At 62.5% G+C, this 22,324-nt stretch carries 25 protein-coding genes and 1 pseudogene; 13 read left to right on the top strand and 13 right to left on the bottom strand.

What is annotated here, in order from left to right; all coding sequences use genetic code 11:
• Positions 1–111: 111 nt before the first annotated feature.
• The gene (locus LCM4573_RS23845; protein ID WP_071008972.1) at positions 112–1,335 is read right to left on the bottom strand and encodes a YeeE/YedE family protein; all 1,224 of its coding nucleotides are present in this window, start codon (positions 1,333–1,335) and stop codon (positions 112–114) included.
• Positions 1,336–1,555: 220 nt separating this feature from the next.
• On the opposite strand from LCM4573_RS23845, the gene pncA reads away from it, so the two are divergent.
• Positions 1,556–2,182: a bifunctional nicotinamidase/pyrazinamidase gene (gene pncA / locus LCM4573_RS23840; RefSeq protein WP_071008970.1), complete on the top strand. Its 627-nt coding sequence runs from the start codon at positions 1,556–1,558 to the stop codon at positions 2,180–2,182.
• 36 nt (positions 2,183–2,218) lie between these two features.
• On the opposite strand, the gene LCM4573_RS23835 is transcribed toward pncA, so the two are convergent.
• Positions 2,219–2,668: an OsmC family protein gene (locus tag LCM4573_RS23835; protein WP_071008968.1), complete on the bottom strand. Its 450-nt coding sequence runs from the start codon at positions 2,666–2,668 to the stop codon at positions 2,219–2,221.
• Positions 2,665–3,297 (bottom strand): GntR family transcriptional regulator, encoded by a 633-nt coding sequence (locus tag LCM4573_RS23830; RefSeq protein WP_071009226.1) that lies wholly within the window; start codon positions 3,295–3,297, stop codon positions 2,665–2,667. Before LCM4573_RS23830 ends, LCM4573_RS23835 begins: the two co-directional genes overlap by 4 nt.
• A gap of 172 nt (positions 3,298–3,469) precedes the next feature.
• On the opposite strand from LCM4573_RS23830, the gene LCM4573_RS23825 reads away from it, so the two are divergent.
• Together LCM4573_RS23825 and LCM4573_RS23820 are read left to right on the top strand one after the other, a co-directional pair.
• Positions 3,470–4,201, top strand: a complete 732-nt coding sequence (locus LCM4573_RS23825) for an AzlC family ABC transporter permease (protein WP_071008966.1) — start codon at positions 3,470–3,472, stop codon at positions 4,199–4,201.
• Position 4,202: 1 nt separating this feature from the next.
• Complete coding sequence (locus LCM4573_RS23820; protein ID WP_071008964.1) at positions 4,203–4,517, top strand: AzlD family protein; 315 nt, start codon at positions 4,203–4,205, stop codon at positions 4,515–4,517.
• 9 nt (positions 4,518–4,526) lie between these two features.
• On the opposite strand, the gene LCM4573_RS23815 is transcribed toward LCM4573_RS23820, so the two are convergent.
• The 7 genes from LCM4573_RS23815 to LCM4573_RS23785 form a co-directional block, all read right to left on the bottom strand.
• The gene (locus LCM4573_RS23815; protein WP_071008963.1) at positions 4,527–6,311 is read right to left on the bottom strand and encodes an adenine deaminase; all 1,785 of its coding nucleotides are present in this window, start codon (positions 6,309–6,311) and stop codon (positions 4,527–4,529) included.
• Positions 6,308–7,228: a nucleoside hydrolase gene (locus LCM4573_RS23810; protein ID WP_071008961.1), complete on the bottom strand. Its 921-nt coding sequence runs from the start codon at positions 7,226–7,228 to the stop codon at positions 6,308–6,310. Before LCM4573_RS23810 ends, LCM4573_RS23815 begins: the two co-directional genes overlap by 4 nt.
• A gap of 4 nt (positions 7,229–7,232) precedes the next feature.
• Complete coding sequence (locus LCM4573_RS23805; RefSeq protein ID WP_071008959.1) at positions 7,233–8,258, bottom strand: ABC transporter ATP-binding protein; 1,026 nt, start codon at positions 8,256–8,258, stop codon at positions 7,233–7,235.
• A complete protein-coding gene (locus LCM4573_RS23800) occupies positions 8,251–9,030 on the bottom strand; it encodes an ABC transporter permease (RefSeq protein WP_071008957.1) in 780 nt (259 codons plus the stop codon). Before LCM4573_RS23800 ends, LCM4573_RS23805 begins: the two co-directional genes overlap by 8 nt.
• Complete coding sequence (locus tag LCM4573_RS23795; RefSeq protein WP_071008955.1) at positions 9,027–9,854, bottom strand: ABC transporter permease; 828 nt, start codon at positions 9,852–9,854, stop codon at positions 9,027–9,029. Before LCM4573_RS23795 ends, LCM4573_RS23800 begins: the two co-directional genes overlap by 4 nt.
• A 96-nt stretch (positions 9,855–9,950) precedes the next feature.
• Positions 9,951–10,973 (bottom strand): ABC transporter substrate-binding protein, encoded by a 1,023-nt coding sequence (locus tag LCM4573_RS23790; RefSeq protein ID WP_071008953.1) that lies wholly within the window; start codon positions 10,971–10,973, stop codon positions 9,951–9,953.
• Positions 10,970–12,037 carry a LacI family DNA-binding transcriptional regulator gene (locus LCM4573_RS23785; RefSeq protein ID WP_071008951.1) on the bottom strand — a complete coding sequence of 356 codons (1,068 nt, stop codon included), beginning with the start codon at positions 12,035–12,037 and terminating at the stop codon, positions 10,970–10,972. The genes LCM4573_RS23790 and LCM4573_RS23785 overlap by 4 nt, the downstream gene beginning before the upstream one ends.
• Before the next feature lie 301 nt (positions 12,038–12,338).
• On the opposite strand from LCM4573_RS23785, the gene LCM4573_RS23780 reads away from it, so the two are divergent.
• Positions 12,339–13,340, top strand: a complete 1,002-nt coding sequence (locus LCM4573_RS23780) for an ABC transporter substrate-binding protein (protein ID WP_071008949.1) — start codon at positions 12,339–12,341, stop codon at positions 13,338–13,340.
• 102 nt (positions 13,341–13,442) lie between these two features.
• Positions 13,443–14,330, top strand: a complete 888-nt coding sequence (locus tag LCM4573_RS23775) for a proline/glycine betaine ABC transporter permease (protein ID WP_071008947.1) — start codon at positions 13,443–13,445, stop codon at positions 14,328–14,330.
• A 12-nt stretch (positions 14,331–14,342) separates the two neighbouring features.
• Here the strand turns inward: LCM4573_RS23775 and LCM4573_RS23770 are convergent, their stop codons facing one another.
• On the bottom strand, positions 14,343–14,540 hold the full coding sequence (locus LCM4573_RS23770) for a hypothetical protein (protein ID WP_046792634.1): 198 nt from the start codon (positions 14,538–14,540) through the stop codon (positions 14,343–14,345).
• 270 nt (positions 14,541–14,810) lie between these two features.
• On the opposite strand from LCM4573_RS23770, the gene LCM4573_RS23765 reads away from it, so the two are divergent.
• The 7 genes and pseudogenes from LCM4573_RS23765 to LCM4573_RS28375 all read left to right on the top strand — a co-directional run bounded on the left by LCM4573_RS23765 (position 14,811) and on the right by LCM4573_RS28375 (position 19,555).
• Positions 14,811–15,053 (top strand): DUF982 domain-containing protein, encoded by a 243-nt coding sequence (locus LCM4573_RS23765; RefSeq protein ID WP_046792635.1) that lies wholly within the window; start codon positions 14,811–14,813, stop codon positions 15,051–15,053.
• Between the two features lie 232 nt (positions 15,054–15,285).
• Positions 15,286–16,323, top strand: coding sequence for a cysteine synthase A (locus tag LCM4573_RS23760; protein WP_071008945.1), 1,038 nt, complete (start codon positions 15,286–15,288; stop codon positions 16,321–16,323).
• A gap of 19 nt (positions 16,324–16,342) precedes the next feature.
• Positions 16,343–17,086, top strand: coding sequence for an alanyl-tRNA editing protein (locus LCM4573_RS23755; protein ID WP_071008943.1), 744 nt, complete (start codon positions 16,343–16,345; stop codon positions 17,084–17,086).
• Positions 17,087–17,104: 18 nt separating this feature from the next.
• Positions 17,105–17,971: a 3-mercaptopyruvate sulfurtransferase gene (sseA, locus tag LCM4573_RS23750; protein ID WP_198539776.1), complete on the top strand. Its 867-nt coding sequence runs from the start codon at positions 17,105–17,107 to the stop codon at positions 17,969–17,971.
• Positions 17,972–17,976: 5 nt separating this feature from the next.
• Positions 17,977–18,534, top strand: a complete 558-nt coding sequence (locus tag LCM4573_RS23745; protein ID WP_071009225.1) for a GNAT family N-acetyltransferase — start codon at positions 17,977–17,979, stop codon at positions 18,532–18,534.
• Between the two features lie 73 nt (positions 18,535–18,607).
• Positions 18,608–19,087, top strand: a pseudogene (locus tag LCM4573_RS28380) (DUF1203 domain-containing protein); the annotation flags it as partial.
• Between the two features lie 12 nt (positions 19,088–19,099).
• A complete protein-coding gene (locus LCM4573_RS28375) occupies positions 19,100–19,555 on the top strand; it encodes a nuclear transport factor 2 family protein (RefSeq protein ID WP_198539782.1) in 456 nt (151 codons plus the stop codon).
• 42 nt (positions 19,556–19,597) lie between these two features.
• On the opposite strand, the gene LCM4573_RS23735 is transcribed toward LCM4573_RS28375, so the two are convergent.
• A complete protein-coding gene (locus tag LCM4573_RS23735) occupies positions 19,598–20,266 on the bottom strand; it encodes a PadR family transcriptional regulator (RefSeq protein ID WP_083347607.1) in 669 nt (222 codons plus the stop codon).
• 275 nt (positions 20,267–20,541) lie between these two features.
• Entirely contained in the window at positions 20,542–21,660 is a 1,119-nt protein-coding gene (gene ald, locus LCM4573_RS23730; RefSeq protein WP_071008939.1) for an alanine dehydrogenase, read from the bottom strand.
• A 157-nt stretch (positions 21,661–21,817) separates the two neighbouring features.
• Here ald and LCM4573_RS23725 point away from each other — a divergent pair, with 157 nt between their 5' ends.
• Complete coding sequence (locus LCM4573_RS23725; RefSeq protein ID WP_071008938.1) at positions 21,818–22,279, top strand: Lrp/AsnC family transcriptional regulator; 462 nt, start codon at positions 21,818–21,820, stop codon at positions 22,277–22,279.
• The last annotated feature ends 45 nt before the right edge of the window (positions 22,280–22,324 follow it).

Below are 22,324 nucleotides of genomic sequence, written 5' to 3'. Positions count from 1 at the left end.
TTTCGGAATCGCGAATACAGACGCAAGTCGCCCAAAATTTAGCGAAAATGCGGCAGGGACGTGTCGGCGCTGCTTTCGGGAGGCGGGAACCGGGGCGAATGGATCGACGGCTCAGCCGTCGATCCTGCGGATGGCGGCGCGCTCCATGAAGAACCAGGGGCGGAGCTTGACGCCGAGCACATTGCCGGCGAAGGCGGCGACCGCCCAGAGATAGCCATGCAGGCTGCCTGAAGCGATGCCGGAGAAATAGGCTCCGATATTGCAGCCATAGGCGATGCGCGCGCCGTAGCCCAACAGAAGTCCTCCGACCACGGCGGCGAGGATCGAGCGCAGCGGGATATCGAGGCTCGGCGCGAAGCGACCCGCGAGTGCGGCGGCGAGCATGGCGCCGGCAACGATGCCGAAATCCATGACCGACGTGATATCCGCAAAGACGCTGCCCGCGAGCGCCTTGGCATTGGCGGGCGTCTGCCAATAGGCCCAGGCGGTGGGGTCGATGCCGATCGCCTGCGCGCCCTTCGCGCCCCAGAGCGCGAATGCCGAGGTGATGCCCCAGGGCCGGCCGGCGAGCGCGAGCGTAGCAAAGTTGAGGAGCGCCAGCGCGACGGCGCCGAGGACCAGCGGCCAGGGACCGCGCAGGAAGCGCGCAAAGCCTTCGCGCGGCGATGCAGGTTCCTTTTCGAGCGTGCCGTGGCGGATCTTTTCGACCCATACCGTCACAGCCGCGATCGCCGCGAAGATCAGGAGCGAGACGGCGATGCCGCCCGCCGCGCCGAAGCTGGTGACGAGCGAGGTCGGCGGCAGCGACGGCAGGCTGATCCACCAGTCGAAATGGATGGTGGCGAGAACGGAGCCGACGATGAAGAAGAAGAGCGTCACCAGCATGCGGGCATTGCCGCCGCCGGCGGTAAACAGCGTGCCGGAGGCGCAGCCGCCGCCAAGCTGCATGCCGACGCCGAACATGAAGGCGCCGACAATGACGCCGAGACCGGCGGGAGACACCGAGCCACGCACCTCATTGCCAAAGAGCACGCCATTGGCAAGCGCCGGGAAGAAGAGGATGACGGCGATCGCGAGCAGGATCATCTGCACCCGGAGCCCGCGCCCCCTGCCCTCGGCGATGAAGACGCGCCAGGCGGAGGTGAAGCCGAAGGCGGCATGATAAAGCGAAATGCCGAGCGCGCCGCCGATCAGGAACAGCACGCCTTGAACCGGGCCGTAATAGAGCCCGAGCAACAGGGTGCCGGCAACGAGCGCCGCGAGCGCGGCAAGTCCGGGGACGCCGAGCGGAGGCAGGCCGGCGGCGCGCGGCTCTATGGATGACGAAACGGACATGATGAAACTCCAATCTTTGGAGTGTGTATAACGGCCACGCCCAGGCCTCGCGAGGAACGAGGTTTCAACCTCCGCCAAGCAGGCGGATTCGTCTTTCCGTCTTCGCCGCCCACGCCTAAAAAGCTTCCTCCCATCTCGGGAACCACCCTCGATTGGTGCTTGATCCTCGGCGCATGGCTTGTCATCTTACGCGCCAGCAAGGGAATTTGGAGGAAGCGCGATGAAAGCCCTGCTCCTGATCGACATTCAGAACGGTTTCTGCCCCGGCGGCAACCTTCCCGTGCCCGAAGGCGACAAGATCATACCGATCGTGAACCGGCTGATCGAGGACGGCGGCTACGACCTGATCGTCGCTTCGCAGGACTGGCACCCGGAGAACCACGGCAGCTTCGCCTCCCGCCATCCGGGCAAGAAACCGTTCGAGATGGGCGAGCTTTCCGGACAGCCGCAGATGATGTGGCCCGACCACTGCGTGCAGGAAACGGCGGATGCGGAATTCCATCCCGATCTCAACACGGACGCCATCGACTTCATCCAGCAGAAGGGCGAAAACCCGGCGATCGACAGCTATTCCGCCTTCCGCGACAACGACCAGGCGGCGGTGACCGGGCTCGCCAATTATCTCAGGGCCCAGCAGGTGACAGAACTCGATCTCTGCGGGCTCGCCACCGACTACTGCGTGAAGTTTTCGGCGCTCGACGCGCTGGAAATGCTGCCGGACGTGAAGGTGCGATTCATCAAGGACGCGAGCCGGGGCATCGATCCGAAGGGCGTGAAGCAGGCAATCGCCGAGATGGAAGCCAAGGGCGTCGGCATCATTTCGAGCCGGGATATCCTGCGGGCCTGACGATAGAGCGGAGTAGGCACCGGTGGGCGCAGGCAATCAAGCGGCCACCCAGATTTCCGTCTTGACCGAATTGGCTATAAAACACTGTTCATGCGCCGAGTGGTGCAACTCGGCTTGCATTGCGGCGGTAGGCTGCTCCCCGGCGTAGACGATGGCCGGATTGAGATCAACACGGCTGACGACAAGTTTTCCGCCGACCTTCTCCATGATGCCAACCGCCTTGTCGGTATAGCTTTCGATGACGATCCCCCTGGGAGCCGCGAGCGAAAGAAAAGTCAACATGTGGCAACTGGAAATCGCTGCGATGTATGCCTCCTCCGGATCGACGTTGGCCTCCACAGAATAAGGGAGCGGAACGATATGCGGCGAAGCCGAAGCCGGCACCACGTGACCGCCGTCAAAGCGCCAAACATGGGCGCGACTGTAACGCTTGTCAGTGAATACCGCGCCTTCGCGCTCCCAATGTACCTCGACGGTCATCTTCATGATGCATCATCCTTTGTGGGCATAGAAAGAAGTCTTGCGGTCGTTTGCGTGAGGTGGCGGCGAAGATGCTCTGCCGCGGCGGGGAAATCCTGCCGTGCACAAGCAGCGACGATCGCAGCATGCTCCTCGAAAAAATCGGTACGTGCCTGAGCGCCGCGCTTTTGATGAATAATCGATCGTCGGGATTCCCGCCGGAGTGCCGTAATGGTTTCAAGCAATCGTGTGTTTTCGCAGCCGCTGTACAGCGTTAGATGAAATCGCTGATCAAGCTCCAGAATCCGCAACGGATCATACTCCGCAAACAGCTCATCATTAAGCTTCTCGGCGGCCCGTAAAATGGCAGGCGAGAGCGATGGCATCGACTGTTCCAGAGCGGCAACTTCGACAATAGCCCGAAGACCGGTAAGTTCGGCCGCCTCCCGTTCCGACAGCATCGCCACCGCCAGACTGCGATCCGGACGGCGCACGACCAGGCCAGTGCCGAGTAGCCGGTTCAAGGCCTGCCTGACGGGCTGCCGACTGACACCGAAGCGCTCGGCGATCATTTCCTGCTTGAGAACTGAGCCCGGCGCCAATTGTCCCGACTCAATCTCGTCCTGCAACTCACTGAAAATCGACTTTGGATCCATGGATCCAAAGTATATCCCTCTTTGGGCCGAGTCAAGCTTCCAAACGCTCCGATCTAAACGTCGATCCTGATGCCGTAGCAACGATGGTTCAGCGGAATCGATCGTTCCATCAGCCCAATTGAATTGCCTCCGGCAAGCTTGGCGCTTAAAGCCTGCCGCAGAGGTATACCCCATGAAACGCAACGAGCTTTTCGAAGRCATGAAGGGCGGCGCCATCATCGCCCTCTCGGCCTCCCCATTCGCGGTGCTGTTCGGCGCCGTGGCCGTGGACAACGGGCTTTCGGTCTTCGAGGCCGGGCTGATGAGCGCCGTGGTCTATGCCGGCGCAAGCCAGCTCGTCGGCATCGAACTCTTCGGCCAGAACGTCGCACCCTGGCTGGTGGTTCTGTCCGTCTTCGCCGTGAACTTCCGGCATGTGCTCTATTCGGCGGCGATCGCCCGCTTCATCCGGCATTTTTCACCCGTCCAGAAGTTCTTGACCTTCTTCCTGCTGACCGACCCGCAATTTGCCGAAAGCGTGCGGCGCGGCGAGGACGGGCGCGGGGTCGATTTCCTCTGGTATCTCGGTTTCGGCGTCTCGATCTATCTTCCCTGGCTGTTCTTCAGCGTCGTCGGCGCCTATTTCGGCCGGATGATCGGCGATCCGAGGACGCTCGGCATCGACGTGCTGCTGCCGATCTATTTCCTCGGGCTGGTACTCGGCTTCCGCAGCAAGCCCGGCTTCTATCCCGTGGTGCTTGCAAGCGTTCTGGGCTCCGTCCTCGGCTATCACTTCGTCGGCTCGCCCTGGCATGTGAGCATAGGCGCGGTCGTCGGCATCATCGTCGCCGCACTTCTGCCGCTGCAGGCTTCCGAAGCCGTGGGCGAACCCGAGGGCGAGCCCGCAAGCGAGACGGAGGCTTGAGATGGAAGACCATTCCAGCATGGGCATGGTGCTGCTGATCGCCGCCGCCGCGGTCGCGACCTTCCTCACGCGCATCGGCGGCTATGTGCTGATCACGCGCATGAAGACCATTCCGCCGCGCATGGAAGCGGCGCTGAATGCCGTGCCCGCCGCGGTTTTGGCGACGCTCGTGGCGCCGGCCTTCTTTACCGGCGGCTGGGACGTGAAGATCGCCATGGCGGCAGCCCTTCTCGTGGCGCTGCGCTATCCCGGCCTCATCATGCTCGGCGCCGGCTGGGCGGCGGCAATGGTCTGCCGCCACCTGCTGGGCTTTTGACGGGCTCTCTCAGAGCGTTTCCAGGATCGGGCTTTCGAGCAGGCGGCCGGTCGTGACGTCTGCAATGCCACGATCGGTCTGATGCGGCCCGGCATTGCAGGCAAGCGTCGCGCCGAAGCAGGCCTTGAAGACAAGATAGGGCGGCTGCCAGTCCACGACGCGGTCCACCGCCGAGCGGATCGCCGAAAAGCCTTCGGAGACCTCCTTCAACCCGGCTTCGGAAACCAGGCCCGCCAGCGGCAGTGRCAACAGAGCGTCGATCTTGCCTTCCGAAGCAACCGCCAGACCGCCGCCCGCCTCGATCACCGCATTGGCGGCTGCCGCCATGACGCGGGGATCGCTGCCGAAGACCGTGAGGTTGTGGCTGTCATGCGAAACGGTGCTGGCAAAGGCGCCCCGCCAGGCGCCCCAGCCCCTGAGGAAACCAAGACGGGTGCGGCTGTCGGCGCGGCCGTGGCGGTGGGTCACGGCGATCAGCGCCGTATCCTCCGGGGGTACCACATAACCGTCGACGACATCCGCATCCGTCTGMCCCCAGCAAGTGAATCTCGGCTGGTCGATCGTCGCGAGGCGGACCTTGCCGCCTTCCGCGCGCAGCTTGAAATCTTCTTCGCTCAAATGCTTGAGCTTCACGGAATCACGAAGCGGCATCGGGTCTGCCGCAGCCAGTTCCATGGTCATGTCGCCGCCCTTGGCGACACGCCTGCCGCTGACGAAAACCTCGCGCGCCCGGAAATCCTTCAGATCCTCGAAGAGGACAATATCTCCACGGCGACCGGGGGCGATGAGGCCGAGATCGGCGCGCCCGATGCGGCGGGAAGCATTGAAGGTGGCGGCCTGCAGCGCCCATTCCGGCTTCATGCCGTAGCGCACCAGCCGGCGCACGACGTCGTCCAATCCGCCTTGATGGTAGAGATCGTCGGGGAAGACGTCGTCGGTGCAGAGCGTCACCGTCTGCGGCAGATGGCCGAGCGTGTTCAAGGCTTCTACGAATTCCGGCAGAAGGTGATCGTGCGAGCCGCGCAGCTCGATCGTCAGGCCGGCGCGCAGCTTGGCAAGAAGGTCCTCCGCCGACACCAGTTCATGATCCGAGGTCACCCCGGCGGTCATGAAAGCCTGAAGATCAGGTCCGGCAAGACTGCGCGCATGTCCGCAGATCAGCTTTTCAGAAGCGAGCGCCGCCTGGACGATGTCGGTTATGCGGGGATCGCGCTCGATGACGCCGCGCATGTTCATCATTTCCGCAAGGCCGCCGATCTCCGGCCACATCAGCATTTCCTCGACGACATCGGCATCGAAATCGGCGCCCGCCATTTCGAGCCCGGGCGCGGAGGGCACGCTGGAGGGCGCCAGCATGACGGCGCGCAGCGGCAGCTTCTTCTTCGCTTCGACCGCCCAGCGCACGCCATCGACGCCGTAGACGTTGCCGAATTCGTGCGCGTCCCAGACGATGGTGGTGACGCCGCGCGGCAAAACCGCCGCCGCATAATTTGCCGGCGTGACCATGGAGCTTTCGACATGCATATGCGTATCGATAAGGCCGGGCGAGACAAAGGCCCCGCCCGCATCGACGGTTTCCACCGCATCGGTACGGCTGCCGGCTTCATGAACGCTGGCGATCAGCGGCCCGACAAGACCGATATCGGCCGGGCGCAACTCACCCGTCACCATATCGACCAGCGTGCCGCCGGCAATCAGCACGTCGAAGGGTGCATCGCCCCTCGCCGCCTCGACGGCGCGCTCGCGCAGTTGCGGATCGTTGAACTCGCCAACGGTCGCGATCATTCCCTTCATCGGGCTGCCTCCACTTTCAGGGCATCCAAAATCATCATGCGTGCCCGACCGGTATCGATATCCCTGCCGTAGGCCGCGTTGAATTCGACCCGTCCGGGCCTCGTTTCCACCACCGTGCGGCCGCGGGTGAGCGCGCCGGCAAGCTCGACATCGAGCCGGGCTGCCTGCCATGTCACCGTTTCGGGACAGACGAAGGCGACCGCTGCGACGGCATCGTAGAGCGACATCGCCGCCCTGCCCCGGCTGGTCGCAATCCCGATGAACCCTTCCAGGAGATCCGCGATCAGCGGAGCATTGCGGCCGCCCGCTCTGCGTACCGGAAGGACGTCATCGGGGCCGGCCAGAACCTTGCGGCAAAGATCGAGATCGACCATGCGGAAGGGAATGCCGTGCGCCAGCACGATGGCCAGCGCCTCGGGATCGGCGAAAGCGTTGTACTCGGCAGACGCCGTGTGATTGCCGCTGGTGACACCACCGCCCATCCAGACGATCTCGTCGATCCGTGCCGCGAGATCGGGACGGGCCAGCGCGAGCGCGGCGATATTGGTGAGCGGCCCGAGTGCCAGGATGCGGCGCGGCCCTTCGCCCTCCAGCCAGCGGCAGAGAGCGGAAAAGGCATCGTCCAGTTCCGGCACCGGGACTTGCGGAAGGTGCAGGCCGACGGTCGGCATGCCTTGAGCACCGAGGATGTTCTCGGCGGTTTCGATGCGTCCGAGGACCGGCGCCGCGCGGCCGCGATGGACGGGAAACCGCCAGTCGAAGGCCTGCGAAGCACCGGCGGCGTTCTTTTCCACCTGGGTGAGCGTGGCGTTGCCGAAGACCAGCGAAACGCCGTCCACCGTCTCGCCCGACGCCAGGACGACCATCACCGCGGCGATGTCGTCGAAGCCCATGTCGGTATCGATCCAGACGCCCATCGGATCAGCCGAACCGCTTGAGTTCCGCCGCCTTTTCGACCGGAAGATCGAAGGCGAGCTCAGTGTCCGGAGCATGGGCAGGCAAGGCCGCGTCGATTTCGGCCTTGATCGGTCCGAGCGGCGTATCGAGCAGATATTCTCGGCTGTCGCCGGAGAAGGATGCGCCGCGCACGGTGCCCCGGAAAGGACCTGATCCAAGGGTCACCATGCGCGGCCGCCAGGCCAGTCCCGCCGCTGAGGGGACCGGTCCGGAAAGCTCGGAGAGGCCATTCGCCGCCTTCAGCTTTCCGCCGGAAAGCTCGAAGATGTTTTCGAAACCGACGAAATCCGCCACGAAGGAGGAAACCGGACGGTTATAGATTTCCTCCGGCGTGCCGATCTGCTCGATCGCGCCGCCCTTCATGACCACGATCCGGTCTGCGAGCGACAGCGCTTCGCCCTGATCGTGGGTGACGAAGATCATCGTCACGCCGGTCTCCTTCTGCACCCGCTGCAGCTCGGTGCGCATTTCGAGGCGCAGGCGGGCATCGAGGTTCGAGAGCGGCTCGTCGAGAAGCAGAACCTTCGGCTCCATGACCATCGAACGGGCGAGCGCCACACGCTGTTGCTGCCCTCCAGATAGCTCGGCCGGCTTGCGCGAGGCAAAGCTCGTCAGGCCCACGGACTTCAGGCCGGCATTCACGCGCTTTTCGATTTCGGCGGCAGGCAGCTTCTTGAGGCGGAGGCCGAAAGCAACGTTCTCGAAGACGCTCAGGTGTGGGAAGAGCGCGTAGGACTGAAAAACGAGGCCTACTGACCGCTTATTGGCGGAGACGCGGGTGATATCCGCGCCATCGAGCCGAATGCGGCCCGAGGCCGGCGCCAGCAGCCCGGCGATCGCCCGCATGGTGGTCGTCTTGCCGCAGCCCGACGGGCCGAGGAAGGCAACGAGTTCGCCCTTGCGGATGGAAAGATCGAGCTCTTTCACCGCAACGCTGTCGCCATAGGCGAGCGTCAGCTTTTCGAGGCTCAGGAAATCGAGATCAGACATAGCGGGAGAATCCAAGGAAACGTTCGGCAAGGAAGACGATGCCGATGGACATGAAGGCGAGCAGCGAGGAAAGCGCGGCGACCGACGGATCGAAGACAATCTCCATATAGGCGATCATGTCGATCGGCAGGGTGCGCACACCGGGCCCCGAGAGGAAGAGCGAGACCGGCACCTGGTTGAAGCTGGTGACGAAGCCCAGGATGAAGGCGGAAAGAATGCCGCCACGAATGTTCGGCAGCACCACGCGGAAGAAGGCGCCGAGCCGCGACGAGCCGAGCAGGACGGCGGCTTCCTCGATATCGGAGCGCAGGTTCGCGAGGCTGGCGGAAACCACGCGAACCGCATAGGGCAGCACGAGCGCGGTGTGAGCGAGGAACAGTGCCGGCGTGATGCCGATGCCGAAGGGCACGACGAAATAGCGCAGGAGCGCAAGRCCGACGATGATGCCCGGCACGATGACCGGCGCCGAGACAATCGTGCGGACCGTCTCGGAGAGCGGCAGCTTGTAGCGCGACATGGCATAGGCGGCGGGAATGCCGAGCACCAGCGCGCAGAATGTGCCGCCGATCGCCAGCATCATCGAGGTCGCGAAGCTGTCGCGGAAGCTTTCTACCGTGAAGACCTTAGCGATCCAGCGGAGCGAAAAGCCTTGCGGCGGGAAGGCCAGCGTATCTCCGGCGGAAAAAGACGCCGCGACGATGATGAGGAAGGGCCCGATCAGGAAGCCGATCACCAGGAAGAGCGCGAGGGGAGCGAAAAGGCGCTGGATCATCGCTTGTTCCTCGCGGTTGCGACGCGCTTCAGGAGCAGGTTGGCRGCAAAGCTCATGACGATCAGGATCAGCGCGATGACACTTGCCGAGACAAAATCATTGGCGACGCTGACCTGCTGGTAGAGCAGCGTTTCCAGCATCAGCACCTTGGAGCCGCCGAGGATGGCGGGCGTGATATAGGCGGTGAGCGAGCCGGTGAAGACCAGCGTTCCACCGATCACCACGCCCTCCTTTGTGAGCGGCAGAATGACCTTCCAGAAGACCTGGAACCAGTTGGCGCCGAGCACGCGGGCGGCCGGAACGGCATCGCGCGGCATGTTTTCGAGCGCCGAGATCAGCGAGATGATCATCAGCGGCAGGAAGAGCTGGAGGAGACCGATGAAGACCGCCGTCTCGGTGAACAGGATGCGCAGCGGTCCGTCCGTCAGCCCCAATCCCTGCAGCGCCTGATTGACGATGCCGGTACGCCCGAGGATGACGATCCAGGCATAGGTGCGCGCCACTGGCGAGATCATCAGCGGCAGGATGACAAGGCCGATCATGCGGCCCTTGGTGCCGGGCTTCAGATTGACGATCGCGAACGCCGCCGCATAGCCGATCACCGCCGAGACGACGGTGACGATGGCGCCGAGCCTCAGCGTCCGCCAAAAGACCGTCTGGTTGATCGACTCGGAAAAGAAGCCGGTATAGGCGGCGGCGGTCCAGCCTTCCGCAGACTTGAAACCTTCCGCCAGCAGCAGGATCACCGGCAGCAGAAACACCGCCGCCGCGAAGACTGCCGCCGGCAGGGCAAGTGCCATGGCTTCGGCTCTATTGTGAAACATAGGTAGTTGTCTCCTGAGCGACCCCGCCCCTGAAAGGAGCGCGGTAGATCCTCGGGACAAGCCCGAGGATGACGTTAGAGCGCGATGAGTAGCCTCTTACTGCCCTACCTTGGCGTTCCACTCGGAAAGCCAGGCATCGCGGTTGTCGAGCGCCACATCTGAAGGGATCAGCTTCAGGCTCTCGGCGGTTTCCTGGCCGTAGGTGATGTTGTTGGCGACCTGGTCGGAAACCTTCACCTCCTTGTTGGCCGGGCTATCGACGAGGGCTTCGGCGAGCTTCGCCTGGACCTCGGTGGAGAGCCAGAAATCCATGAACTGCAGGGCAAGCTCCTGGTTTTTGGAGCCCTTGGCCAGCACCATGACGTTCATGCCACCCGTCTGGCCTTCCTTCGGGGTGGCCCAGCCGATCGGCAGGTCGAGCTTGGTGAAGGGCGCCCAGGAGAAGCGGCCGATCGGAGCGGCCCAGATCTCCTCCTGCTGCATGAGCTGAACGAGCTGCGAGGACTTCACGTAGAAGGTGACGATCTCGTCCTTCTTCTCGCCGAGCGCTTCGATGGCGCCCTTGAGGTCCGGGCTGTCTTTGCCGAGGGCCTGGCCAAGCATGTAGAGCGCCGGAGGGCCCTGGTTGGTTGTGACGTTCGGGAAGGCGACGTGCTCGACATATTCCGGCTTCAGGAGATCGGCCCAGGATTCGATCTTCATCTTGTCGGTGCGGTAGGCGATCGAGGTCGCATAGAAGGTGTAGCCGACGCTCATGCCGTCGCCATTCGGGTCCTTGGCGAGGTCATAGAGCTTGTCGAAGTTGGAAAGTTTGGAGGTGTCGATCTTCTCGATGAGATCCGAGCGGGTGGCGGCAAGCGCATCGGCCATGGAAACGACGGCCATGTCGACCACCGGATTGGCCTTGTTGGCCTCCATCTTGGCGAGGCGCTCGACGCTGTTGCCGGTCTCCACGACCAGCTTGCAGCCGCACAGTTTCTCGAAGGGATCGTAGACGATCTGCTTGAACTCGTCCTGCGCGAAGGCATAGACCGAGATGGTGAGCGTCTTTTCCTGCGCGTGCGCCGCGCCCATGCCGAGCATCAGGGCAACGCCCGATGCGAGAATGACCTTCTTCATGATGCGAGTTCTCCTTCTGTCCGGTTTTTTGCTTTCAACGACCCCACGCCCGCGACACCCGTCGATTGGCGGATCACCAATTCCATCGGAACCTTCGAAATCGGCGCAGAGACAGGCCCCGAGGTCTCCTCTCCGCCATTCCCCCGCCGATCGCCCTCAATCGCGTCCACCAGCGCCGTCACGGCGATCTCCGCGATCGATCCCATGTCCATGCGCATGGTGGTGAGCCTCGGCGTCACCACGGAGGACCAGATGAGGTCGTCGAAGCCGGTGACGCTGACCGTGTCTGGAACCGAAATACCCGCGCCCTGCAATTCGGTGAGCGCGCGAAGCGCGGTGAGATCGGAAAGCGTGGCGATCGCGGTCACGCCGCCGCGCACCTTTTCCACGAGACCGAGGGGACAACCGGCACCGCCCGCCGCCTCCAGCCTTTCGATCCAGAGCGTTTCCGTGGCCGCATTGGGGCCCAACCCCGCCTTCAGACCGCCAATGCGGTCGCTCTGCACGTTGGAGGTCGTGTTGTTTCCGATGAGAAGCACATTGCGGTGGCCGAGTTCGCGCAGGTGCGCACCCATTCGCCTGCCCCCCTCCCAATGATCGGCGGACACCGTGTTTCCGGGAGTGGAAGGACTATCAATGACGGCGATGGGACAGCCGGCCTCGACGATGCGGGTGCCGCGACGGGGCACGATGACGATGCCGTCCACGCCGCGCTCGATGAGCCGGCCGATCGCTTCCGTCTGCGTTGAGATCTCGCCGCGGGAGTTGGCGATCAGGACGCCGTATCCGGCTCCGGCGGCAGCATGTTCGATCGCCTGCGCGATCTGCGGGAAGAGCGGGTTGGCGATATTGGGCAGGACGAGGCCGAGGACGCCGCTGCGCCCGGTGCGAAGCGCCCGGCCCGCCACGCTCGGCACGTAGCCGAGCTCGGCGGCGGTGGCGCGGATGCGCTCGACGAGTTCCGGCGAGACCCGGCCCTTGCCGGAAAGCGCATTCGAAACGGTCGCGACGGAAACGCCGAGCGTTTCCGCAATCCTCGACAATTTCGGTTTCGGCCGGTTCACGCTGGCGCCCGCACTTGAAGGTGATTAATCGTTTAATCTGCCTAACGCGGCAAGGCCCGCTTGTCGAATCGAATCTGCAAGTTTCCCGAACTATTGCGTCGGCATTTCCAGCACCCGCATCCGCCGCATCGGAGTAATGCTCCTGAAAAGAATGAGTTTTCCGTTGGCGGAAACAGGCAGAACATGGGCGCAAACGAAACAGCGTCCTTCCTCCTTCATGCAAAACTCGACCCGAGGAAAAGAGCAGGAATTAAACCTGCCAAACGGTCAAACGGCCTGCAACAATCAGAAGGGAACGAAAATGAAGCATCTCCTTGCAGCCACCTGTCTTGCCGCGGGCCTTTTCGCCATCGGCAGTCCGGCTTCCGCGGCCGAATGCGGAGACGTCACGATCGCAAGCATGAACTGGCAGAGCGCCGAGGTTCTTGCAGCGCTCGACAAGCTCATCCTCAACGAAGGCTACGGCTGCAATGCCGAGATCATCGTGGGCGATACCGTGCCGACCATCACGTCCATGGTGGAAAAAGGCCAGCCGGACCTCGCGCCGGAAGGCTGGGTGGACCTGCTGCCGGAGGTCGTCGGCCGCGGCATTACCGAAGGCAAGCTCGTAGGCGCGGCCGTCGCGCTCTCGGACGGCGCCGTGCAGGGCTGGTGGATACCGAAATACCTGGCCGACGCCCATCCGGACATCAAGACCATCCAGGACATGCTGAAGCATCCGGAACTCTTCCCCGATCCGGAAGATTCCAGCAAGGGGGCCATCTTCAACGGCCCGGCCGGCTGGGGCGGCACGGTGGCGACCGCACAGCTCTACAAGGCCTATGAAGCGGAGAAGGCGAATTTCACGCTGGTCGATACCGGTTCTGCGGCCGGCCTCGACGGATCGATCGCCAAGGCCTACGAGGCCAAGCAGGGCTGGGTCGGCTATTACTGGGCACCCACCGCCCTTCTCGGCCGCTACGAGATGGTGAAGCTCGAGCACGGCGTGCCCTATGACGCCGCCGAGTGGAAGCGCTGCAACACTGTGGCCGACTGCGCCGATCCGAAGCCGAACGACTGGCCGAAAGACAAGGTGCAGACGCTGCTTACGAAGAGCTTCGCCGATCGCGCCGGGCCGGAGATCATGGACTATCTCAACAAGCGCGCCTGGACCAACAACACGGTCAACAAGCTGATGGCCTGGATGACCGACAACCAGGCGACCGGCGAGGACGGCGCCAAGCAGTTCCTCCGGGAGAACGAGGCCATGTGGACCTCGTGGGTTTCGCCGGAGGCTGCGGAAAAGATCAAGGCCGCCCTCTGACCTGAACGACACCTGGAGCGGGCGGCGTGATATCGATCGCGCCGCCCTCCTTTGCTGTCCGGCTTTTCAAAGCCGCATGTCCGCACCCGAAGGAGGCCCGAGATGGAATGGCTGACCCGCTTCCCGCATATGGACGACAACAGGTTGCGCGACCTGAAGAAGATGATCGACGATGGCTTCCGGTCCTTCACCCGCGCCTATGGCGACAGCATCGAATCCTTCTTCGATCCGCTGCAGCTCTTTCTCGTTCATTCCGAGCGACTGCTCACGCGCACGCCCTGGCCGATCGTGCTGATCGCGATCGCGCTGATCGCCTGGCTCGCGAGCCGCAACTGGAAAATCGTGACGGGCTGCATCGTGACCCTTCTGGCGATCGGCTATTTCGACATGTGGGACGACACGATGAAGACCGTCTCGATGATCTTCGTCTGCACCGTCCTTTCGATCGCTATCGGCATTCCGATCGGCATCGCCATGTCGCGCTCCGACCGACTGCAAAACATCATCAATCCGGTGCTGGACGTGATGCAGACCATGCCGAGCTTCGTCTACCTGATCCCCGTCGTCATGCTGCTCGGCATCGGCAAGGTGCCCGGCCTCATCGCGGTGGTGATCTACGCCATCCCGCCGATGATCCGGCTCACCAATCTGGGCATCAGGCTGGTGGACCGCGACGTGCTGGAGGCGTCGGACGCCTTCGGCTCGTCAAGCTGGCAGCGGTTGAAGGACGTGCAGATGCCGCTTGCGCTGCCGACCATCATGGCCGGCATCAACCAGACGATCATGATGGCGCTCGCCATGGTCGTGATTGCCTCGATGATCGGCGTCCAGGGCCTCGGTCAGCCGGTGCTGAGGGCAATCTCCAATCAGTATTTCACGCTGGGTATCTTCAACGGACTGGCGATCGTCGGCATCGCGATCATCTTCGACCGCATCAGCCAAGCCTACGGCCAGCGCCTGCAGCGCCACCGCGAGATCGTGCACGGTTAGGTCAGAACCGGATCAGACGAAATGAACCGGGCTGTTCTCCATCTTGAGAGCGGCCCTGTGGTCCCGCTCATAGGAGGCGCGCAGGCTGTTGCGCTTTTCGGCGGACGCCGGTTCCGTCAATGTCAGGTGAAACACGCCATCGGGATAGGTGCCGGTGGCCTCGGCATTGTCGGTGTTGTTCAGAAGCGAGTTCAGGAATTTCAGGGTCATCCAGCACCTCCTATTTCCGCGCATCAACGAACATTCGCCGCATCGGTTACGCATGCTCTTACAATCGTTAAAATCTTAACCATCTTTGTTAGAGATTTCTTAACATCGCGGCTCGCGGGCGGATTTTTTATGCTACATTCGCGCCCGGAGCAGGAACGAGGAAGCATGTCGCGCTTCGGTCCTCAGGCGGATTACAAAGTATCCGCATCTGGAGGAACCATCTGGCAAGTTCAACGTTTCATTCTGTTGGTATCTTGGGAGGAGCTAGCAATGCGCAATACAAGTTGGGAGAAGCCCGTTCACGTGACCTTCGGCCATCTCGGTACGGAATACGTGAAAAGCCCCTTCGAGGCACTGGCACTCTTGACCGATCGCTGGCCGGACATGCGAGGTCCGGAATTCGTGAGAGCCCGCAGCGCCTGCCGGGCAGCACTCGACGGACGCAAATCCCCCGAGGAGGCGCGGCAACAGTTCGAACAGGCCGTGAGCGAGGCTCGGCTTTATACGCACTGATAGGATATCGACCGTCCGCACGGCCCCTATTCCGGACATGATCGCCGGCAGCGCAGCGCGCGCCGGCCTTTTTCATGCCCGGCTTCATCTCCGGGCGCGGCAAAGATCGCGGAGGAATAAGACGAAACGGAATTTGCCTGCATCGGTATCCTAAGGAACAGAATTTCTTGCCTTTTGGAACTTGCCCGCCGAAAAGACCCTGCTTACATGAAGCAATCGAAAGAAGGCTCCGATGACCATCCATCCCTCCGTTCTCAGCGTGATCGGCAATACGCCGCTTATCCGGCTCAAGGGCGCTTCCGAAGCGACCGGCTGCGAAATCCTCGGCAAGGCGGAGTTCCTCAATCCGGGCCAGTCGGTCAAGGATCGCGCGGCGCTCTACATCATTCGCGACGCGGAGAGGAAGGGGCTGCTGAAACCCGGCGGCGTGATCGTGGAAGGCACGGCGGGCAATACGGGARTCGGTCTCACGCTGGTGGCCAAGGCGCTCGGCTATCGCACCGTAATCGTCATTCCCGAGACCCAGAGTCAGGAAAAGAAGGATGCTCTGAAACTGATGGGCGCGGAGCTGGTTGAGGTTCCGGCGGTTCCCTACAAAAACCCCAACAACTACGTGAAGGTTTCGGGCCGGCTGGCCGAGGAGCTTGCCAAGACCGATCCCAATGGGGCGATCTGGGCCAACCAGTTCGACAATGTCGCCAACCGTCAGGCGCATGTGGAAACCACAGCACCGGAGATCTGGGAGCAGACCGGCGGCAAGGTAGACGGCTTCATCTGCGCGGTCGGATCGGGCGGGACGCTTGCCGGCGTCGCGGAAGGCCTGAAGGCGAAGAACCCGAACGTCAAGATCGGTATAGCCGATCCGGAGGGGGCAGCACTTTTCGAATATTACGCCCATGGCGAGCTGAAGTCGGAGGGCTCCTCGATCACGGAAGGCATCGGCCAGGGCCGTATCACCGCCAATCTCGAAGGTTTTACGCCGGATTTCGCCTATCGGATTCCCGATGCGGAAGCCCTGCCGTTCATCTTCGACCTCGTCGAGAAGGAAGGCCTCTGCCTCGGCGGCTCGACCGGCATCAACATTGCCGGCGCCATCAGGCTGGCCAAGGATCTTGGTCCGGGGCACACCATCGTCACCATTCTGTGCGACTACGGCAACCGCTACCAATCCAAGCTCTTCAACCCGGATTTCCTCAAGTCGAAGGGCTTGCCCATCCCGCGCTGGTTGACCGAGAAACGGCACATCCCCGTTCCTTTCGAAACCGTCTGACGCAATCCCAGGAACCGACATGCCAGTGGAAGCCCTCTACCGCGACGACTTCTATCTTTCGACTGCCGAAGCGGTGGTGACCGCCATTCACGAGGATGGCGGTATAGAACTCGACCGCACCTGCTTCTACGCCACGTCCGGCGGCCAGCCGGGGGATACGGGCTTCCTGGAGCGCAGCGACGGCGCGAAAATCCAGCTAGCGCCGACGAGGCACGGAGCGACCAAGGACATCGTCATCCATGTTCCGCTTGAAGGCGAGCCGCAGCCGCTGGTCGGCGAAAAGCTGACGCTGCATGTGGATTGGCCGCGCCGCTACCGCATGATGCGCATGCACACCGCCTGCCATCTGCTCTCGGTCGTCTGCCAGTATCCGATCACCGGCGCAGCCGTGGGCGAGGAAGAAGCGCGAGTCGATTTCGACATGAGCGAGACGATCGACAGGCATGAGGTGACGGCGAAGCTGATGGCGCTCGTCAAGGAGAACCACCCCGTCTACGTCCAGTGGATCACCGACGAGGAGCTGGCGGCCAATCCGGGTATCGTGAAGTCGAAGAACGTGCGTCCGCCGATGGGTCTCGGCCGGGTGAGCCTGGTGTGCATCGGCGAGAATTCCAGCATTGACAGCCAGCCCTGCGGAGGCACACATGTCTCCGAAACGCAGGAAGTAGGCGCGATCCACATCGCCAAGATCGAGAAGAAGGGCAAGGAGAACCGCCGGTTCAGAATCCGGTTCGGCGAGCCCGATGCGGCGGCGGAAGCCTGAGAATTCCAGGAGAACATGATGAGCGAGACAAGCCGTTTCGTGGTTTCGGCCGATTGGCTGCAGAAGGAGCTCGGCAGTCCCGATCTCAAGGTTCTCGACGCCTCCTTCTATCTCCCCGCCCAGAACCGCGACGCGGATGCCGAATATGCGGCCGGGCACATTCCCGGCGCGCTTCGCTTCGACCATGACAAGGTGGCCGACCACTCGACCGGCCTGCCGCACATGGTCCCCTCCCCGGAGTTCTTCGCCGAGACGGTCGGCAGGATGGGGATCAGCGAGAAGGATCGGATCGTCGTCTATGACGGGCCGGGCATCTTCTCCGCCCCGCGCGCCTGGTGGCTGTTCCGCATTATGGGCGCGGAGAACGTCTACGTTCTCGACGGCGGGCTCGATGGCTGGAAGGCTGAAGGCAGGCCGCTGGAGACCGCGATCCCCTCGCCCGTGCCCGCCGCTTTCAACACCAATTTCCGCGTGGACAAGGTGATTGACTTCCAGACGATGCTTTCGGTCGTCGGAGAAGGGTCGCGGCAGATCGCCGATGCCCGCAGCGCCGGCCGCTTTGCCGGCACCGAGCCGGAGCCGCGCGCCGGCATGCGCTCCGGGCATATGCCCGGCGCCCGCAGCCTGCCTTCCGGCACGTTTTCGAAGAACGGCAAGCTGAGGCCGCTTTCCGAACTGAGACAGGCAATCGAGGATGCGGGCATAGATTTCGGCCGCCCGGTGGTCACGAGCTGCGGCTCCGGCATTACCGCCGCGATCATCACGCTTGCGCTGGAATCCCTCGGCCATCAGGACAACGCGCTTTACGACGGCTCCTGGTCGGAATGGGGAAGCCGGGAGGATACGCCGATCGTTTCCGGTCCGCCGACGCCAAAAACGGCCTGATCGACATGGCGAGAAAGCCCGCTCCCCTGAAGGCGCATGTGACGAGCCTCGAAATGACGGCTCCACCCAAGGCGAGCCTGCCGGTGCCGGCGAATATCCAGACGGCGATCATCCGCGCGCCGGATATTCCGCTGCATTACTACCGCTATATCTACCGTCAGGTCGGCAAGCGCTGGCATTGGTACAAGCGGCTGAAGATGAGCGACGAGGAGCTTGCCGCGACGATCCACGACCCGCGCGTCTCCGTAACCGTTCTTTACGTCGACGGTGCGCCGGCAGGCTTCTTCGAACTCCTTCAGTTGAACGAGGATGTGGTCGAGCTTTCCTATTTCGGCCTGTTCGAGCGGGCGATCGGGCTCGGCATCGGAAAATGGTTCCTGCTGCAGGCGCTTTATGCCGCCTGGCAGAGCAACCCGCAAAAGGTGACGGTGACAACCAATACGCTCGACCATCCCCGCGCATTGCAGCTCTACCAGATGATGGGTTTTTCCCCCGTCGGCACCAGCGAGGCGCTGATCCAACCGATGACGGACGCGGAGCTTCTGAAAGCACTGGACGGCTGACGGCCGGCAAGAAACGGGTGGTTTCGAAGTTTTTCCCGGCGCATCACAGGCGTTCTCAGACAAGGAGACCGCCATGACCATCACCTTCAACGCCATGCCGACCGAACATGCCGCATATCTGTGGAGCGGCAGCCCCGATGCCTATGGCCTTCCCCCGGAAACAAAGGTTTCTGACGGTCCCGGCCATCCCTGCCGTCACTGCCTGCGGAATATCGACGCCGGCGAGGAATTCCTCGTCTTCGCCTACCGCCCGTTTCCGGACCTGCAGCCCTATGCGGAGACCGGGCCGATCTTCCTGCACAAGCAGCCATGCGAGCGCTACGCGGCGCAAGAGATCCTGCCTCCCATGCTGTCGAGCCCGGACTATATCGTGCGAGGCTACGGCCATGACGACCGGATCGTCTACGGCAGCGGGGCGGTCACGCCCACCGGCGAAATCGCCGCGCGGGCGGAAGAGCTGCTGGCACGAGAGGATATCGCCTATGTGCATGTGCGCTCGGCCCGCAACAATTGCTACCAGTGCCGGATCGACGGCGCCGAGACGCCGGACCTGGAGAATGCCGCCATGCCATCCGGGGCAGCGGAGAGCGGCGCGGCGGGTCGCAGCCCGCAAGCAATCGTCGAGCGGATGTTTTCCGTTGAAATGGCCTTCCTGGCGTCCGAGAAGAAAGACATCCGACAGCTGGCGGAAGCCTTCGCGGAGGACGTGATCGTTCGTGAACCGGCCTCCCTGCCCTATCGCGGGAACTGGGAGGGCCTGGACGGGATCGCCGCCCTTTTCGCCAAGATGGGCGAGGTCTGGAGCGATATGAAGGTGAACGGGCTCCTGGTTACCGGATCATCGGAGGAGATCCACCTTTCCTGCAATCTGACGATGATGTCACGAGCGACGGGCAGGACCGTCACCCAGCCATTCTGCGAGCGCCTTCGGTTCCGGGACGGGCGGCTTATCGAGGGCATACCCTTCTATTACGACACGCAGGAACTGCTCGAAATCATCACGCAGAATGCAGCCGCTTGATGCGCGAAGGAGGCGCCTATTCGGCGCCTCCCAGCAAGCAAATCAGGCATTGCCCTGGTTGCCGTTACGGTCCAGATCTTCCGCGATCTGCAGGAGGAGCCTGACGATTTCGCCGGCCTTCTTCTCGTCGGTCTCCAGCTGGCGGGCAATCACCTCGCGAAGATTCAGAAGGGCGGAATCGACGCTGCGCGGAAGGTTCGGTCCGCCATCGCGGCCTCGCTCACGGCGCTCCTGCCGCTGCTTGATCCGCTCGGCGATCTGCGACAGCCGATCGAGGATGACCGCTGCAAAATTCCGGTTCTCGTCGAGATATTTGCGGCCTTCGTCAGTGATGGCGTAGCGCTTCTTGTTACCCTCCGCCTCGGCGACGACATAGCCGGCTTCTTCGAGATAGGTGAGCGTCGGGTAGATGACGCCGGGGCTCGGCGCATAGAAGCCGTAGGTCAGATCCTCGATATGCTTGATGATCTCGTAGCCGTGGCGCGGCTCCTTTTCGATCAGGGCCAATACGACCAGGCGGAGATCGCCCTGCATGAGGAAACGACCGATACGGCCGTCGCCATCGTCACCGAAACCACGTCCGCCTCCGGTGCCGCCGCGACCGCCGAAACCACGGCGGAACGGCCCGCCATTCATCGCGAACATTTCCTCGAAATTCCTGCGCTCGCGGCCATGGCAGCCGTTACGGCCTTCAAATCTGTGTCCGAACATCGCATGTCTCCTTCGACTATCGTTCGATATATCTAAAGATAGTTCACGGGTGGATCATGTCCAGATGTTAGATATATCTAAATCATATCGTATTGAATTTGCGCGGGAAAAAAATCTTGTCGGGCTACTGACAAGTCCAGACCCGTCCGCCGCTATCCTCGCTTGTTCGAGGATGACATTCCGGCAAAATCGGAAACGCCGACGCGGAGGCGCCGGCGTTTCCAAGGAATGTTTCGAGTGGTCGGACATCGAGATGTTCCGATATATCGAAATGATTACGCCACGCTCAGCAGGCTCTCGGGCGCATAGGCCTCGTAGCCCAACGCCTCGGCGACCGGCTTGTTGGTCACCCTGCCCTTGTGGACGTTGAGGCCATTGCGGAGATGCTTGTCTTCGGCAATTGCCCGGAGGYCGCGAWCGGCAAGCGCCAGACCATGATGGAGGGTCGCATTGTTGAGCGCATGAGCCGAGGTGACCGGCACCGCGCCCGGCATGTTGGCGACGCAATAATGGACGATGCCATCCACTTCGTAGGTCGGCTCGGAATGCGTGGTTGCATGCGAGGTCTCGAAGCAGCCGCCCTGATCGATCGCGACATCCACCAGCACGGCCCCCTGTTTCATGCCGGAGAGCATTTCGCGGCTGACGAGCTTCGGCGCGGCGGCACCCGGAATGAGGACGGCACCGACGACCAGATCGGCGGAGAAGACCTCCTCCTCCACGGCGTCGATGGTCGAATAACGGGTATGGACGCGGCCGTTGAAGATATCGTCGAGCTGGCGGAGCCGCGGCAGCGATCGATCGATGATGGTGACATCCGCACCGAGACCGGCGGCCATTCTGGCGGCATGCAGGCCGACGACACCCCCGCCGATGACGGCGACCTTCGCCGGCAGGACGCCCGGAACGCCGCCCAGCAGGATGCCCCGGCCGCCATTCGCCTTTTGCAGCGCCGTCGCACCGGCCTGGATCGCCAGCCGCCCGGCAACTTCCGACATGGGAGCAAGCAAGGGAAGACCGCCGCGCTCGTCGGTCACGGTTTCATAGGCGACCGCGGTAACGCCGGACGCGAGCAGGCCCCTGGTCTGTTCCGGGTCCGGCGCGAGATGAAGATAGGTATAGAGAAGCTGGCCTTCGCGGAGCTGCACCCATTCGTTGGGCTGGGGCTCCTTGACCTTCACGACCATGTCGGATTTTTCGAAGATTTCCTTCGCGGTGCCGACGATCCGGGCACCTGCGGCGATATAGGCGGCATCATCCGCGCCGATGCCGGCGCCCGCCTTGGTTTCGATCAGCACTTCGTGGCCGTGCGCCACGTATTCACGCACCGCGCCCGGCGTGAGGCCGACACGATATTCATGGTTTTTGATTTCCTTCGGGCACCCGACACGCATTCAGCGTTCCTCTCTATCTCTTGGCTTTCAGCCGTTTCGTTTTCAACGGATCAAGCAAAACAGAGAATCGGAAGAATGTCCTTGCGAAGAGGAATTGCCACAAAGCGGATTTTCGCAGACTATTGCATAAGAGAATATTTTTTCGAAGGATCATCGAATGAGCGGGATAGATGCCATCGATCTTGCGATCATGCGCATTCTTCAGCAGGAAGGCCGCATTTCCAATGCGGAGCTCGCGCAGCGCGTCGGCCTGTCTCCTTCCGCCTGCTCCAGGCGCCTGGATATCCTGGAGAAGAACGGCACGATCAGCGGCTACCACGCGCGCCTTTCCAACAAGGCGCTCGAATACAAGATGATGGTGATCGTGCACATCTCGCTATCGGGACAGTTCGCAAAGACGCTTGCCGAATTCGAGGCGGCGGTGAAGCTCTGCCCCAATGTGCTCGTCTGCTACCTGATGTCCGGGGAGTATGACTATATTCTGCGCGTGGCGGCGAAGGACCTGGAAGACTACGAGCGCATTCACCGCGACTGGCTTTCGGCGCTGCCGCACGTGGTCAAGATCAATTCTAGCTTTGCCCTACGCGAGGTGATCGACCGACCGAATATCGGCCTATGAGATGCCGATGAGGATCGCGCTGGAGGGGAATCAGTTGAACGCATC

The sequence above is a fragment of the Rhizobium sp. LCM 4573 genome (genome assembly GCF_001854865.1).
In the GTDB taxonomy this organism is placed as follows: Bacteria; Pseudomonadota; Alphaproteobacteria; order Rhizobiales; family Rhizobiaceae; genus Neorhizobium.
This window is presented reverse-complemented; position numbering and strand designations above follow the sequence as displayed.